The organism is Streptomyces sp. HUAS MG56, assembly GCF_058673395.1.
The window spans coordinates 7,163,807-7,177,774 of the sequence record NZ_CM178722.1 but is presented as its reverse complement, the minus strand read 5'-3'; the positions used below and the strand labels follow the sequence as shown (position 1 = coordinate 7,177,774).

Genomic DNA, 13,968 nt, shown 5'->3' with positions numbered 1-13,968 from the left:
CGTTACTGAGCGTGCGGGAGCGTAAACGGCATGAAGTCAGAAATCTCCACCCACGAGTTCACCCACGAATTCGCGATGCGCTTCACCTCCACCCCGCGCGGCGCACGCCTCGCCCGGCGGCTCGTCTCGCACCGGCTGGACGAGTGGGGGCACCCCTACGACGGGCCCGCCAACGAGGCCGTGACGCTGATCGCCGCCGAGCTGGTCGCGAACGCCGTACGGCACGGGCACGTACCCGGACGGGACTTCCACCTGAAGCTCACCGGAGCAGGTGCGACCCTGCGGCTGGAGGTCTCCGACACCCGTACCGAGTGCCTGCCCGAGCTGCGGGTCCCGCAGGGCGAGGGAGGCCGGGGCCTGCTCCTGGTCGAGGCGCTCGCGGACAAGTGGGGTGTCACGCCACGGCGGCCGGGCAAGTCCGTCTGGGCGGAGGTACGACTGAGTCCCGCCACCGAGCGGTGACGGGACTCACGGAAATCGAGGGGTCAGCCCGCGACGGACACCGACGGCTCGCCCGACTCCACGCCCGCGTCCTGCATCTTCTCGGCCAGCTTCATGGCCTCCTCGATGAGGGTCTCGACGATCTTGGACTCGGGGACGGTCTTGATGACCTCACCCTTGACGAAGATCTGGCCCTTGCCGTTGCCGGAGGCGACGCCGAGGTCGGCCTCGCGGGCCTCGCCCGGGCCGTTCACGACGCAGCCCATGACCGCGACCCGCAGCGGGACCTCCATGCCGGTCAGACCCGCCGTGACTTCCTCGGCGAGCTTGTAGACGTCGACCTGGGCGCGGCCGCAGGACGGGCAGGAGACGATCTCCAGGCCGCGCTGGCGGAGGTTCAGGGACTCCAGGATCTGGGTGCCGACCTTGACCTCCTCGACCGGGGGCGCGGACAGGGAGACGCGGATCGTGTCGCCGATGCCCTGGGAGAGGAGCGCGCCGAAGGCGACGGCCGACTTGATCGTGCCCTGGAAGGCCGGGCCCGCCTCGGTGACGCCGAGGTGGAGGGGGTAGTCGCACTGGGCGGCGAGCTGCTTGTACGCCTCGATCATGACGACGGGGTCGTTGTGCTTCACCGAGATCTTGATGTCGCGGAAGTCGTGCTCCTCGAAGAGGGACGCCTCCCACAGGGCCGATTCGACCAGGGCCTCGGGGGTCGCCTTGCCGTACTTCTGGAGCAGGCGCCTGTCCAGGGAGCCGGCGTTGACGCCGATGCGGATCGGGGTGCCGTGGTCCTTGGCGGCCTGGGCGATCTCCTTGACCTTGTCGTCGAACTGCTTGATGTTGCCGGGGTTGACGCGGACCGCGGCGCAGCCGGCCTCGATGGCGGCGAAGACGTACTTCGGCTGGAAGTGGATGTCCGCGATCACCGGGATCTGGGACTTCCTGGCGATCGTGGCGAGGGCGTCGGCGTCGTCCTGGGTGGGGCAGGCCACGCGGACGATCTGGCAGCCGGACGCGGTCAGCTCGGCGATCTGCTGGAGGGTGGCGCCGATGTCGGACGTACGGGTCGTGGTCATCGACTGGACCGAGACGGGCGCGTCTCCTCCGACGGCCACGCTTCCGACCTGGATCTGCCGGCTCTTCCGGCGCTCGGCGAGCTTGGTCGGAACGGACGGCATGCCGAGAGAAATCGCAGTCATCTGCTGTGCAACCCCAAGTCGTGGATCAGGATCCGGTCCCGTAACGGCGGGCTCCAGGCTTCGAGATTACGGCACCGGCCCGGGCGGGAGCACATCCCGTCCGGCAAACCCACCCGATGGAAGGCGGCCCGGAAGATCATCTTCCGGGCCGCCGCCAACGTCGTGTGGCTACGAGATTTTCACGGGGTTAACCACGTCGGCGATCAGGACCAGGATCGTGAAGCAGACGAAGATCCCCGCCACCACATACGCCACCGGCATCAGCTTCGCCACGTCGAACGGGCCCGGGTCCGGGCGGCGCAGGACGCGGGCCAGGTTGCGGCGCAGGGCTTCCCACAGGGCGCCCGCGATGTGCCCGCCGTCCAGGGGGAGCAGCGGGAGCATGTTGAACAGGAACAGGGAGAGGTTGAAGCCGGCGAGCAGCATCACGAACATCGCCACCTGCTGGGAAGCGGGGATGTTCAGGGTGGCGATGTCGCCGGTGATGCGGGCGGCGCCGACGATGCCGACCGGGGAGTCCGGTTCGCGCGGGCCGTCGCCGAAGGCGGCGTTCCACAGGGCCGGGATCTTGGCGGGCAGGGCGGCGAGGGAGTCGACGGCGTCGCCGACCCGGTCGGTCATCCAGGTCACGGACTCGCCGAAGCTCTGGTGGACCACGCCGGTGGCGGAGCTGAAGCCGAGGAAGCCGGCCTTGACGTACTTGCCCTGGACGTACGTGCCGCTGGAGTCCTTCTTGGCGACCAGGTTCGTGGCGATCGTGGCGTGCAGCGTGAGCTGCTTGCCGTCGCGGTCGACGACGATCGGGACCGTCTTGCCGGCGCTGTCGCGGATCAGGTCGGAGAGGGTGTTCCAGTCCTTGGTCTGCTTGCCGTCGAAGGAGACGATCTTGTCGCGCTTCTGCATGCCGGCGGCCTGGGCCGGGGAGGCGGGGTCGGACCTCTTGCAGGTGTCGCGGTTCTCGCTCTGGGCGATGACGCAGGGGGAGACGGAGGCGACCGTCGTCGTCTGCTGCTGGATGCCGAAGCCCATCAGGACCGTGAAGAAGAGCGCGACCGCCAGGACCAGGTTCATGAACGGGCCGGCGAACATGACGATGACGCGCTTCCAGGGCTTGCGCGTGTAGAACATGCGCGTCTCGTCGCCGGGCTGGAGCTCCTCGAAGGCGGCGGAGCGGGCGTCCTCGATCATGCCGCGCCAGGGCGAGGTGGAGCGGGCGGAGACGCGGCCCGCCTCGTCGGGCGGGAACATGCCGATCATGCGGATGTAGCCGCCGAGCGGGACCGCCTTGATGCCGTACTCGGTGTCGCCCTTCTTCCGCGACCAGACGGTCGGGCCGAAGCCGACCATGTACTGCGGCACGCGGATGCCGAAGAGCTTGGCCGTGGAGAGGTGGCCCAGCTCGTGCCAGGCGATCGAGACGAGCAGGCCGACGGCGAAGACCACTATGCCGAGGATGAACATCAGGGACGTCATGCACGCGCCTCCGCGGTCGCCGTCGTGGCTGTCAGTTCACGGGCCCGGGCTCGTGCCCAGGTCTCCGCTTCGAGGACGTCCGACACGGTGAGTGAGGTTCCCGTGACCGGGGTGCCGTGTTCCTCGACGACCCGGGTGACGGTTTCCATGATCCCGTTGAAGGGCAGTGCGCCGCCCAGGAAGGCCTCGACGCACTCCTCGTTGGCCGCATTGAACACCGCCGGAGCCGTGCCCGCGAGCTGCCCTACGTGCCGGGCGAGGTTCACCGAGGGGAAGGCCTCGTCGTCCAGCGGGAAGAACTCCCAGGTGGAGGCCTTGCTCCAGTCGAAGGCGGGCGCGGCGTCGGGGACGCGTTCGGGCCAGCCCAGTCCGATGGCGATGGGCCCGCGCATGTCGGGGGGCGTCGCCTGGGCGATCGTGGATCCGTCGGTGAACTCGACCATCGAGTGAACATACGACTGGGGATGCACGACCACCTCAATGCGGTCGAAGGGAATGTCGTAGAGGAGGTGTGCCTCGATGACCTCCAGGCCCTTGTTGACGAGGGTCGCGGAGTTGATCGTGATCACCGGGCCCATCGCCCAGGTGGGGTGGGCGAGGGCGTCCTCGACGCCGACGTGCGCCAGTTCGGCCTTGGTACGGCCGCGGAAGGGGCCGCCGGAGGCGGTGACCACCAGCTTGCGGACGTCGGCCCGCGTTCCCGACGCCAGTGCCTGGAAGAGGGCGGCGTGCTCGGAGTCGACCGGGATGATCTGGCCAGGCTCGGCGAGCGCCTTGACGAGCGGGCCGCCGACGATCAGCGACTCCTTGTTGGCGAGGGCGAGGGTGCGGCCGGCCTCCAGGGCGGCGAGGGTCGGGGCGAGGCCGATGGAGCCGGTGATGCCGTTCAGGACCGTGTGACAGTCGGAGGCGGCGAGGTGGGTGGCCGCCTCCGGTCCGGCGAGGATCTCGGGCAGCGGCTCCCCCGCGCCGTACTCGGCGGCGAGCGCCTCGCGCAGGGCCGCCACGGCGTCCTCGCGGGCGACCGCGACGGTGCGCACCCGCAGCCGGCGGGCCTGCTCGGCGAGGAGGGCCACGCGGCCGCCGTTCGCGGACAGGGCGGTGACGCGGAAGCGGTCGGGGTGGCGCAGCACGAGGTCGATGGCCTGGGTACCGATGGATCCGGTGGAGCCGAGGATCACCACGTCCTTGGGGCCGTCGCCCGCGAGAGGGTCGTAGACGAGGTGCGGATCGGCGAGGGGTGCCGGATGGGCGGGGCTGTCGGTCATCTCTCCATTGTTGCCGCATCGGGCAGCGCTCCGGACAGGGCGTCCCCCGGGCGGGTGCGTTAGCAGGTTTCGTTGCCGGATGGAGTGATTCTCCCGATGTGAAGTACTGGTGAAGATCATGTGATAACTCTTCAGGCATGCCGGTCCACCGGTACGTCTTCGGGAGCGTCAGCGTCGGCGCCGGGAAGTACATGAAGATCCACACGGGCCGGGGTACGGACACCGCGACGGACAAGTACCAGGGCCGCCGCGCCTACGTCTGGAACAACGACCGGGACACGGCCACGCTCACCCGGTCGAACGGGGCCAGGGTCTCCTCGTGCTCCTGGACGAAGCCGGACGCGGGGCACACGTACTGCTGACGTACGTAAAGGTGACGTAAGTACTGCTGCCGTAGCGCGAAATCGCGCACGTGTGGTCGTGGATCATGGCATCCTTCCCGTTGGCGCCCGTCAAGTAGGGCGAAACGGGGAGGAGTCACCACCATGAAGCGCATGCGTACGACCACGGCCGTGCTGGCCACGACCGGTCTGCTGGCCGCTGCTCAACTGGGTCTCGCGGGCGGCGCGTTCGCCGCCGCGCAGACGCCGAAGGCCACCGGCTGCCCGGTCGACATCGTCTACCCGAGCCGCTTCTACATCGGCTCGAACCACTGGGTGACCAACGGGGGTCTGTACTTCGGCATCAAGAGCAGGACGGCGACCGGCTTCAAGCGGGTCACGTTCACCGTCACGGACACCAAGAACCTCCGCTTCGGCAAGGCCGGGGCGACCGGCGGCCGGATCACCCACAACTCCTCCACGTCGGTGTCCGTCTACGCGGGGACCCTCAAGGGCAGGGCGAGCCTCGGGATGAGGATCCCCACGCATCTGCTCAACACCCGTTCCTACGGGGTGAAGTTCACGCTTCACGGCTCCGGCTGGAACTGCGCCGTCAACCAGGGCACCTGGGGCAACTGACCTCAAGCGCCGTACGGGCGGCGTTCGTTCTCCCGGGTGGCCGGTCCGGGGGTCGCGTCGGCGATCCACGGGCCGTCCCCGGAGGGATCGATGATTCCCTCTTCCAGCCAGGTGTACGACCCGGCGAGCACGGCCTTGACCACCGTGTGGTCGAGGCCGTCCGTATTGGTCCACAGCCGGCCGAAGAGCTCCTCGATCCGGATGCGGGCCTGGTGGCAGAAGGCGTCGGCGAGCTGGTAGGCCTCGCGGCCGTGTTCGCCCTGGACGCGCAGCCGCTCGGCCCGTACGCAGGCCGCGCTCATCGCGAACAGCTCGGCGCCGATGTCCACGATCCGCCCGAGGAAGCCCTGCTTGGTCTCCATCCGGCCCTGCCAGCGGGACATGGCGTAGAAGGTGGAGCGGGCCAGCTTGCGGGCCGCGCGCTCGACGTACCGCAGATGCCCGGACAGGTCGATACCGTGCTTGAACTCGCCGTAGGACGTGGGAAGTTGACCGGGACCGGCGACCAGCTTGGGCAGCCACCTGGCGTAGAAGACGCCCGCGTTCGCGCCCGCCTTCGCCTTGTCCGTAAGGGACTTGTCGGGGTCGATGAGGTCACCGGCGACCGACAGGTGCGCGTCGACGGCCTCGCGGGCGATCAGCAGGTGCATGATCTCCGTGGAGCCCTCGAAGATGCGGTTGATCCGCAGGTCGCGCAGCATCTGTTCGGCCGGGACGGCCCGCTCTCCGCGCGCCTTCAGGGACTCGGCGGTCTCGTAGCCGCGCCCGCCCCTGATCTGGACCAGTTCGTCGGCCATCCGCCAGGCCATCTCGGAGCCGTAGAGCTTGGCGAGGGCGGCCTCGATGCGGATGTCGTTGCGGTCCTCGTCGGCCATCTGGGAGGACAGGTCGAGGACGGCCTCCAGGGCGAAGGTCGTGGCCGCGATGAAGGAGATCTTCGCGCCGACCGCCTCGTGCAGCGCGACCGGCTTGCCCCACTGCTCGCGCTCCGCCGACCACTCGCGCGCGATCTTCAGGCACCACTTCCCGGCACCGGCGCACATCGCGGGCAGCGACAGCCGGCCGGTGTTCAGGGTGGTGAGCGCGATCTTCAGGCCCGCGCCCTCGGGGCCGATGCGGTTCGCCGCGGGCACCCGGACCCGGTGGAAGCGGGTGACGCCGTTCTCGATGCCGCGCAGGCCCATGAAGGCGTTGCGGTTCTCGACGGTGATGCCCTCCGAGACGGCCTCGACCACGAACGCGGTGATGCCGCCCTTGTGCCCCTCGGACTTCGGCACCCGCGCCATGACGACGAGCAGATCGGCGACCACCCCGTTGGTGGTCCACAGTTTCACTCCGTCGAGGACGTAGCCGTCGTCCCCGTCGGGTACGGCCGTCGTCGCGAGGCGGGCCGGGTCGGAGCCCACGTCCGGCTCGGTGAGCAGGAACGCGGAGATGTCGGTGCGGGCGCAGCGCGGCAGGAAGGCGTCCTTCTGCTCCTGGGTGCCGAACATCTTCAGCGGCTGGGGTACCCCGATCGACTGGTGGGCGGAGAGCAGCGCGCCGATGGCGGGGCTCACGGAGCCGACCAGGGCGAGGGCCTTGTTGTAGTAGAGCTGGGTGAGGCCGAGACCGCCGTACTTGGGGTCGATCTTCATGCCGAGGGCGCCGAGTTCCTTCAGGCCCGCCACGACCTCGTCGGGGATGCGGGCCTCGCGCTCGATGCGGGCCGGGTCGATCGTCGTCTCGCAGAAGGCGCGCAGCGCGGTGAGGAACTCCTCGCCGCGCCGGACGGAGTCGTCGTCCGGGAGCGGGTGGGGATGGATGAGGTCGAGCCGGAAGCGCCCGAGGAACAGTTCCTTGGCGAAGCTGGGCTTGCGCCAGTCCTGTTCCCGGGCGGCCTCCGCCACCTGACGCGCCTCGCGCTCGGTGACGTTGGTACGGGGGGTGGTGGGGGCGGACATGAGGCTCACCTCGCCGCGAAGAGGGATGATGGGGGACCGTTCGCTACCGACCCGTGCTACTGGATCGTTCGTACCCGAAACGGACCGACCTCACCACCCCTCGCGCGTCCGTTCAGCCGATGCCCAGCGACGCGTTGGTTGCCCGGCCGTGGAGCACGAAAGGGCTGTCGAAGCGCTTCGACAGCCTCTGGACACCTCACCCCGGCTGAAGCTAGTGTCGATCTCACCCTCACTCACTCTAGTCGGTCACGCGCTCTGTCGAAGCGCTTCACATAGCTTGGAGAGCCGGATGGTCACCCTCGCCGAGGTCGCCCAGCATGCCGGAGTGTCGGCGAGCACGGTGAGTTATGTTCTCAGCGGCAAGCGGTCCATCTCCGCGACCACCCGGCAGCGGGTCGAGGAGAGCATCCGGGAGCTGGGCTACCACCCGAACGCCGGCGCCCGGGCGCTGGCGAGCAACCGGTCGAACATCATCGCGCTGATGATCCCGCTGCGCACCGACATGTACGTGCCGGTGATGATGGAGATCGCCATCGCGGTGGCCACCACGGCCCGCACACACGGCTACGACGTCCTGCTGCTCACCGGCGAGGAGGGTCCGGACGCGGTGCGCCGGGTCACCGGCAGCGGGCTCGCCGACGCGATGATCCTGATGGACGTCGAGCTGGAGGACGAGCGGCTGCCGCTGCTGCGGGGGACCGACCAGCCCTCGGTCCTGATCGGGCTGCCCGCCGACACGGACGGTCTGACCTGCGTGGACCTGGACTGGACGGCGACCGGCGCGCTGTGCGTGGCGCATCTGGCGGGGCTCGGTCACCGTGACATCGCTGTCATCGGCGAGGCCCCGGCCGTCTACGAGCGGCACACCGGCTTCGCCGAGCGCACCCTCGACGGACTGCGCGCCCGGGCCCGCGAGGCGGGCGTGCGGGTGCTGCACCGCCCGTGCGAGGGCGGGTACGACGCGATGGCCCTCACCCTGGCCCGGATCTTCGACGAGCGTCCGGGCACGACCGGGTTCGTGGTGCAGAACGAGTCGGCGGTGGAGCCGCTGCTCGCGCTGCTGCGCCAGCAGGGCCGGGCCGTGCCCGAGGACGTCTCCGTGGTCGCGATCTGCCCCGACCAGGTCGCCGTGCAGGCCTCGGTGCGGCTGACCTCGGTCGCCATCCCCGCGCAGGAGATGGGCCGGCGCGCCGTGGAGCACCTGGTGGCCAAGCTGGACGGGCGCGGCGGCGACGGCGTCGTCCTGCTGGCTCCCGAGCTGACCGAGCGGGCGAGTACGGGACCGGCGTCGGCCGCGTCCTGACCTGCACCGACGGTGCCCTTCCCGGGCACCCCCCTGCCTGCGTCCCTGTCTGCACTCCTCACCTCAGGAGCCGCCGTGAACCAGCCTGCCGGTACTCAGCCCGCCCTCGCGCAGCCCAAGGTCAGCCTCGCCCAGTCCGCCCCCACCGTCGGCCGCCTCCAGGTGCGGGAGGGGGCGCTGGAGTGGAGCGGCCGTCAGGAGACGGTGCGGATCGAGCCGTGGGGTCCGGACGCGGTCCGGGTGCGCGCCCGGCTCGGCGGTCCGGTGCTGGAGGGGCTGCCGGGGGCGCTCCTCGACTCCCCGCCGGCCGCCGAGGCGACGATCGCGGTCGGTGCGGCGGGAGGCAGGCTGACGGTCGGCTCACTGACCGTCGAGGTGAGCGCCGAGGGCATGCTCCGCTTCCTGCGCACCGACGACGGCGGCGAGCTGCTCGCCGAGGAGCGGGCGCACTTCTGGTGGCCCGGCCCGCGCCTCTACACGGCGGTCGGCAACGGCCACCACCGTCTGGAGCAGCGCTTCGCCGCCTACGAGGACGAGAAGCTGTACGGCCTCGGCCAGCACCAGCACGGGCGGCTGGACCAGAAGGGCCTGGTGCTGGACCTGGTCCAGCGCAACAGCGAGGTGAGCGTCCCGGTGCTGGTGTCCAGCCGGGGCTACACACTGCTGTGGAACAACCCGGCGATCGGCCGCGTGGAGCTGGCGGGCAACGGCACCCGCTGGGTCGCGGACTCGGCCCGGCAGATCGACTACTGGATCACGGCGGGCACCCCGGCCGACGGCCAGCGCGCCTACAGCGCGGTGACGGGCCGTACGCCCATGCTGCCCGACTGGGCGGCGGGCTTCTGGCAGTGCAAGCTGCGCTACCGCACCCAGGACGAACTCCTCGGCGTGGCCCGGGAGTACAAGCGCCGGGGCCTGCCGATCTCGGCGATCGTGTGCGACTTCTTCCACTGGACGCACCTCGGCGAGTGGAAGTTCGACCCGAAGGAGTGGCCCGACCCGGCCGCCATGGTCCGCGAGCTGGACGAGCTGGGCATCAAGCTGGTCGTGTCCGTGTGGCCGTCGGTGTCCCCGCTCTCGGAGAACCACCAGCTGATGGAGCAGCGCGGCTACTTCATCGGTACGCAGTACGGCCCCGTGGCGCACGCCGACTGGCCGGACAAGGAGGTCGCCACCCCCGTCCAGGTGGCGTTCTACGACGCCACGAACCCCGAGGCCCGCGCGTTCGTGTGGTCGAGGATCCGGGACAACTACCTGATCCCGTACGGCATCACGGCGTTCTGGCTGGACGCGTGCGAGCCCGAGCTGAAGCCCGGCTTCCCCGAGAACCTGCGCTACTGGGCGGGTCCGGGCCTGGAGGTCGGCAACCTGTACCCGCGCGAGAACGCCCGCGCCTTCCACGAGGGGCTGCTCGCGGCCGGACTCGGCGACGACGAGGTGATCTCGCTCAACCGCTCGGTGTGGGCGGGCAGCCAGCGGCACGGCGCGGCCCTGTGGTCCGGTGACATCGGCACCGACTTCGCGACCCTGCGGCGGCAGATCGCGGCCGGGCTCAACACCGCGCTGTCCGGGATCCCGTGGTGGAACACCGACATCGGCGGCTTCCACGGGGGCGACCCGGACGACCCGGCGTACCGCGAGGTGATGGTCCGCTGGTTCCAGTTCGGCACGCTGTCCCCGCTGATGCGGCTGCACGGCTTCCGCGACCCCGGTATGCCGCTCGGCCCGGAGATGACGGGCGGCCCCAACGAGGTGTGGTCGTACGGCGAGGAGGCGGGCGCGATCCTGGAGCGCTGTCTGCGCCTGCGCGAGCGCCTGAGGCCGTACATCCTCAAGGTCATGCGGGAGGCCCACGAGCAGGGCCTGCCCGTGCTGCGCCCGCTCTTCCTGGAGTTCCCCGAGGACCGGACGGCCTGGTCGGTGGACGACTCCTACCTCTTCGGCCGCGACCTCCTCGTCGCCCCGGTGCTGACGGCGGGCGCCAGGGCCCGCACGGCGTACCTGCCGGCCGGGGCGACCTGGACGGACGCCTGGACGGGCACCGCGTACGCGGGCGGTACGGCGGTGACGGTGGACGCGCCGCTGGACCGCATCCCGCTGTTCCTGCGGGACGGCGCGGTACTCCCGATCGCCGGATGAGACCGGGGGCCGGTCCCGTGCGGGACCGGCCCCCTGCACCGCCGGGTGGCTCAGCTGCTGCTGACGCTCTCGCTGTTGACGGTGAAGTTCAGCCCGCCGGCCGAGGAGGTGATCTCGAAGCCGAACTGGAGGTCACCGATGGTCACGTCGCCGAACCAGCCCTTGGTGTCCTTGATCCACTTCAGGATCGGCAGGATGTTGACCGAACCGGAGCTGGAGTTGGAGCTGCGGACGAAGGAGAACACGTCGTTGGATCCGTTGTTGCCCTTGTAGGCGGTCCAGGTGGAGCCGCCGAGGGTGACACTGCCCTGCGAGGTGCCGAGCGGGCCGACGGCGCCGGTCTTGTTGACCCAGAGCATGATCTCGTACTTGTGGTTCGTGTCCCAGATGTCGTACGCCGTCTCGTAGGCGCCGGACGACGGGACGGTGACGTTGTAGCTGCTGGTGAGCGAGGCCAGGGAGCTGACCGACTTGTTGATCACCTTGTTGGCGTTGGGGTAGGACTTGATGCCGCCGGTGTTCGGGTGGTTGGCGTTGACGCCCCAGTTGGTGCCGGAGTTGGCCCAGATGCACTGGGTGCCGGCGCCGGAGCCCCAGATGTCGTTGTAGAGGGTGTAGCCGTTCAGCGTGGTGCTGCCCCACTGGTCGCAGGAGGACCAGACGGCGGCGGAGGCGGGCGCGGCGGCGAGGCCGACGGTGGCGCCGAGGGCCAGGGCGGGGGCGATGAGCGCCGTGGCGGCCTTGCTGAGCGTGCGCAGTGCCATGGTGGCGTCCCTTCCGTTCCATGGGTGGGGGGATGTGCGGGGAGTCACCACGTCCCCAGGGTGAGGACGCGGTCTTCTCCGGCGACGAGGTCGAGCGGCTGTGCGCCGGAGGGAGTCCGCAGGTCGATGCGGGCGGTGCGGCTCGGCCGGAGGGTGACCGTGGCACGCCCCGGAGCCCAGCCGAGGTCGAGTTCGGCACCGAACCGGGTGCGCACGCCCCGGAGTTCGCCGGCCGGGCAGCTGTCCGGGACGGCGGGCAGCAGGACCAGCCGGCCGGGGGTGGACTGGACGAGCATCTCGATCAGGACGCCGGGCAGGGTGTGCGCGGCGTCCGCGTTGTAGACGTCCCGGTCGGTGTAGTGGGCGCTCATCAGCGAGGCGTGGAAGAAATCGCCGCCGAGGACCTCGCGCAGGGCGTCCTCGGCCCGGCCGGCGTCCCGCAGCCGTGCCGCGGTCAGGGCGTGGTGCAGATGGCCGTGCGCCGAGTGGTTCTCGGCGCCGCGCAGGGCGAGGGCGCGGTGGGCGGCGGCGGCCAGGCCGGGGGTGTCGTAGGGATTGATCTCGTCGAGCGGCCAGACGCCGTAGAGGTGACTGAGGTGCCGGTGGTCGTAGGTGTCGTCCAGACCGGGCCAGGCCCATTCGGCGAGCGCGCCGTCGGAGTTGACCCGGTGCGGCGGCAACCGCTCCGCCAACTCGCGCCACTTCGCTGCCCGTTCGGGGTGGTAGCGGGCGGCGGTGAGCAGGGCGTGCCGGGCGGCGGACAGATCCATGGCGGCGTTGAGGGCGCCCCAGCTCGCGTTCGCGGGCCGGTTCTCGGGCGAGTAGGAGGGCACGACGACGAGCCGGCCGTGCGCGTCGGTGCGGGTGAGGAAGTCCTCGTAGAAGGCGGCGACCTCGGCGAGGACGGCGCCCGTGCGCGGATCCCGCTCGCCCCGGGTCTCGTCGTGGTCGACGAGCGGCTTGAGCAGCCAGTCGGCACCGGCCGTCCACAGCTGGTGGGGGTACGCGCGGTCGAAGTGGTACGTCCGCCCCGACTCGCCGTCGGTGTGGGTGGGCGCGACCACGCCCCGGGCGCCGAAGATCGCGCGGGCGTTCTCGTGCCAGTCGTCGAGCTGGCGGTGGATCAGTTCCGCGAGCGCGTCGGTCACTTCGGGGAGGGCCGCGGCCGGTGCGGAGGCGGTCTGGAGGTTGAGGTTGGCGTTGGTGGTGAACGCCCCGGACCAGGCGGTGTCCCAGTCGCCGGTCCACAGGCCGGTGAGCCGGGGCGGCAGCAGGCCGCTGCTGGAGAGCAGGTGATAGCGGCCGGCGGCGAAGAGCCGTTCCAGCAGGGCGGGGCTGCCGGGGCGCCGCAGCAGCTCCGAGCCGGGCAGTGCGCGCTCGGCGGGGTCGGCGCCGAGGTCGAGGCCGACCCGCCGGTAGGCGGTGCGGTGCGACTCCAGGTGCCGGGCGAGCAGTTCCTCGTACGGCCGCTCGGTGCCGGACACCATGTTCCGGAGCAGCCCGGCCTCGGCGACGACGTCGGCCTCGCCGGTGTGCCGCAGGACGCGGGTGAGCAGCAGCACCGGACGGGCGCCGGTGACGCGGACGCCCGGCGGCTGGAGTTCGGCGCCGCCGGCGACGACGAGGGTCACGCCGGTGTAGGCGCGGTCGCCGCCGGGGTAGCGGGCGCGCAGGCTCAGCAGGGCGCCCTCGGGAGTGAGCAGGGCGCCGTGGCCGACCCGGAGCCCGGCCGGGGCGCCGGGCAGCCGGTGGTCGAGGCGGATGTCGAGGTCGCCCGCCGCGATCTCGTGCACGATCACGTCGTCCGCGCGGGAGACGAACGCCCGGCTGCGGAAGTCGGCGCAGACGGCGGTGACCTCGCCGGTGGTGAAGTCGGCGGTCCGCCGGTATCCGCTCCGGCTGTCGCCGGGTCTGCCGAGCCGTATCTGGAAGGCGGGGTGGAAGGGCTGGACCCACTGGAGCGGGCGGCCGTCGGTGAAGCTCTCTGCGGCGGTGAGGTCTCCGTCGAGCAACCGGTCCTGGAGCGCGCCGAGTTGATCGGCGAGCCGGGGCGGGCGGGCGTGTTCGCCGCCGTTCGGCCGGACCAGGGTGTGCTGGGTGACGATGACCCGTTCGTCGTTCGGATCACCGAACACAAGGATGCCGTGCCGGCCGTTCCCGCTCAGGAAGGCGTCCTCCCAGCGCTCCGCCGGGGCGGGCTCCCAGGTCCCGTGCACGGGTGCGGGTGCGGATGCGTCGCTCATGGCCGCAGCACCGCCACTCCGTACCGGTCGAGGGTGACGGACCCGGTGACCGGCTCCCCGCCGGTCACCGCGTTGCGCCAGCGGTAGCTCCGCGAGGCCTCGGGGGTGGTTTCGGCGGCGGCTTCGGCCGCGGTGGCTCTGGCGGGAAGGGTGAGGAGGGCCGCGGTGGCCGCGGTGCCGGTGAGGACGGTTCTGCGGGTGGGGGTGGGCATGGGGGACCTCTGAGGGCGTGG

12 protein-coding genes are annotated in these 13,968 nt (G+C 70.9%); 5 read left to right on the top strand and 7 right to left on the bottom strand.

Features of this window, described 5'->3' with window-relative positions:
• The first annotated feature begins 30 nt into the window (after positions 1-30).
• The gene (locus tag AC4OXY_RS33865; protein WP_491991561.1) at positions 31-462 is read left to right on the top strand and encodes an ATP-binding protein; all 432 of its coding nucleotides are present in this window, start codon (positions 31-33) and stop codon (positions 460-462) included.
• A 23-nt stretch (positions 463-485) separates the two neighbouring features.
• Here AC4OXY_RS33865 and ispG read toward each other — a convergent pair whose 3' ends face one another.
• The 3 genes from ispG to dxr form a co-directional block, all read right to left on the bottom strand.
• The gene (ispG, locus tag AC4OXY_RS33860) at positions 486-1,643 is read right to left on the bottom strand and encodes a flavodoxin-dependent (E)-4-hydroxy-3-methylbut-2-enyl-diphosphate synthase (RefSeq protein ID WP_356024409.1); all 1,158 of its coding nucleotides are present in this window, start codon (positions 1,641-1,643) and stop codon (positions 486-488) included.
• A gap of 168 nt (positions 1,644-1,811) precedes the next feature.
• Entirely contained in the window at positions 1,812-3,116 is a 1,305-nt protein-coding gene (locus tag AC4OXY_RS33855; protein ID WP_356024411.1) for a M50 family metallopeptidase, read from the bottom strand.
• Positions 3,113-4,384, bottom strand: a complete 1,272-nt coding sequence (gene dxr / locus AC4OXY_RS33850) for a 1-deoxy-D-xylulose-5-phosphate reductoisomerase (RefSeq protein WP_356024413.1) — start codon at positions 4,382-4,384, stop codon at positions 3,113-3,115. Before dxr ends, AC4OXY_RS33855 begins: the two co-directional genes overlap by 4 nt.
• A 137-nt stretch (positions 4,385-4,521) precedes the next feature.
• Here dxr and AC4OXY_RS33845 point away from each other — a divergent pair, with 137 nt between their 5' ends.
• Positions 4,522-4,746 carry a lamin tail domain-containing protein gene (locus AC4OXY_RS33845; protein ID WP_376289200.1) on the top strand — a complete coding sequence of 75 codons (225 nt, stop codon included), beginning with the start codon at positions 4,522-4,524 and terminating at the stop codon, positions 4,744-4,746.
• Positions 4,747-4,878: 132 nt separating this feature from the next.
• Complete coding sequence (locus AC4OXY_RS33840) at positions 4,879-5,343, top strand: hypothetical protein (protein ID WP_356024418.1); 465 nt, start codon at positions 4,879-4,881, stop codon at positions 5,341-5,343.
• A gap of 2 nt (positions 5,344-5,345) precedes the next feature.
• On the opposite strand, the gene AC4OXY_RS33835 is transcribed toward AC4OXY_RS33840, so the two are convergent.
• Positions 5,346-7,286: an acyl-CoA dehydrogenase family protein gene (locus AC4OXY_RS33835; protein ID WP_376289202.1), complete on the bottom strand. Its 1,941-nt coding sequence runs from the start codon at positions 7,284-7,286 to the stop codon at positions 5,346-5,348.
• 289 nt (positions 7,287-7,575) lie between these two features.
• Between AC4OXY_RS33835 and AC4OXY_RS33830 the strand changes: the two genes are divergently transcribed.
• Together AC4OXY_RS33830 and AC4OXY_RS33825 are read left to right on the top strand one after the other, a co-directional pair.
• Positions 7,576-8,589 carry a LacI family DNA-binding transcriptional regulator gene (locus AC4OXY_RS33830; protein ID WP_356024423.1) on the top strand — a complete coding sequence of 338 codons (1,014 nt, stop codon included), beginning with the start codon at positions 7,576-7,578 and terminating at the stop codon, positions 8,587-8,589.
• Between the two features lie 75 nt (positions 8,590-8,664).
• Positions 8,665-10,728 carry a glycoside hydrolase family 31 protein gene (locus AC4OXY_RS33825; RefSeq protein WP_376289205.1) on the top strand — a complete coding sequence of 688 codons (2,064 nt, stop codon included), beginning with the start codon at positions 8,665-8,667 and terminating at the stop codon, positions 10,726-10,728.
• A 50-nt stretch (positions 10,729-10,778) separates the two neighbouring features.
• On the opposite strand, the gene AC4OXY_RS33820 is transcribed toward AC4OXY_RS33825, so the two are convergent.
• The 3 genes from AC4OXY_RS33820 to AC4OXY_RS33810 are packed head-to-tail and all read right to left on the bottom strand — an operon-like array spanning position 10,779 to position 13,947.
• Positions 10,779-11,492 carry a glycoside hydrolase family 12 protein gene (locus tag AC4OXY_RS33820; RefSeq protein ID WP_376289207.1) on the bottom strand — a complete coding sequence of 238 codons (714 nt, stop codon included), beginning with the start codon at positions 11,490-11,492 and terminating at the stop codon, positions 10,779-10,781.
• Between the two features lie 44 nt (positions 11,493-11,536).
• Positions 11,537-13,735, bottom strand: coding sequence for a glycosyl hydrolase family 95 catalytic domain-containing protein (locus AC4OXY_RS33815; protein ID WP_491991560.1), 2,199 nt, complete (start codon positions 13,733-13,735; stop codon positions 11,537-11,539).
• Complete coding sequence (locus AC4OXY_RS33810) at positions 13,732-13,947, bottom strand: hypothetical protein (RefSeq protein WP_402066918.1); 216 nt, start codon at positions 13,945-13,947, stop codon at positions 13,732-13,734. Before AC4OXY_RS33810 ends, AC4OXY_RS33815 begins: the two co-directional genes overlap by 4 nt.
• Positions 13,948-13,968 lie beyond the last annotated feature (21 nt).

Excerpts from the sequence above, each read along its gene's own strand:
- AC4OXY_RS33840 (WP_356024418.1), top strand. The coding sequence starts at position 4,879 with ATGCGTACGACCACGGCCGTGCTGGCCACGACCGGTCTGCTGGCCGCT.
- AC4OXY_RS33810 (WP_402066918.1), bottom strand. The coding sequence starts at position 13,947 with ATGCCCACCCCCACCCGCAGAACCGTCCTCACCGGCACCGCGGCCACC.
- dxr (WP_356024413.1), bottom strand. The coding sequence starts at position 4,384 with ATGACCGACAGCCCCGCCCATCCGGCACCCCTCGCCGATCCGCACCTC.
- ispG (WP_356024409.1), bottom strand. The coding sequence starts at position 1,643 with ATGACTGCGATTTCTCTCGGCATGCCGTCCGTTCCGACCAAGCTCGCC.
- AC4OXY_RS33820 (WP_376289207.1), bottom strand. The coding sequence starts at position 11,492 with ATGGCACTGCGCACGCTCAGCAAGGCCGCCACGGCGCTCATCGCCCCC.
- AC4OXY_RS33830 (WP_356024423.1), top strand. The coding sequence starts at position 7,576 with ATGGTCACCCTCGCCGAGGTCGCCCAGCATGCCGGAGTGTCGGCGAGC.
- AC4OXY_RS33815 (WP_491991560.1), bottom strand. The coding sequence starts at position 13,735 with ATGAGCGACGCATCCGCACCCGCACCCGTGCACGGGACCTGGGAGCCC.
- AC4OXY_RS33865 (WP_491991561.1), top strand. The coding sequence starts at position 31 with ATGAAGTCAGAAATCTCCACCCACGAGTTCACCCACGAATTCGCGATG.
- AC4OXY_RS33855 (WP_356024411.1), bottom strand. The coding sequence starts at position 3,116 with ATGACGTCCCTGATGTTCATCCTCGGCATAGTGGTCTTCGCCGTCGGC.
- AC4OXY_RS33845 (WP_376289200.1), top strand. The coding sequence starts at position 4,522 with ATGCCGGTCCACCGGTACGTCTTCGGGAGCGTCAGCGTCGGCGCCGGG.
- AC4OXY_RS33835 (WP_376289202.1), bottom strand. The coding sequence starts at position 7,286 with ATGTCCGCCCCCACCACCCCCCGTACCAACGTCACCGAGCGCGAGGCG.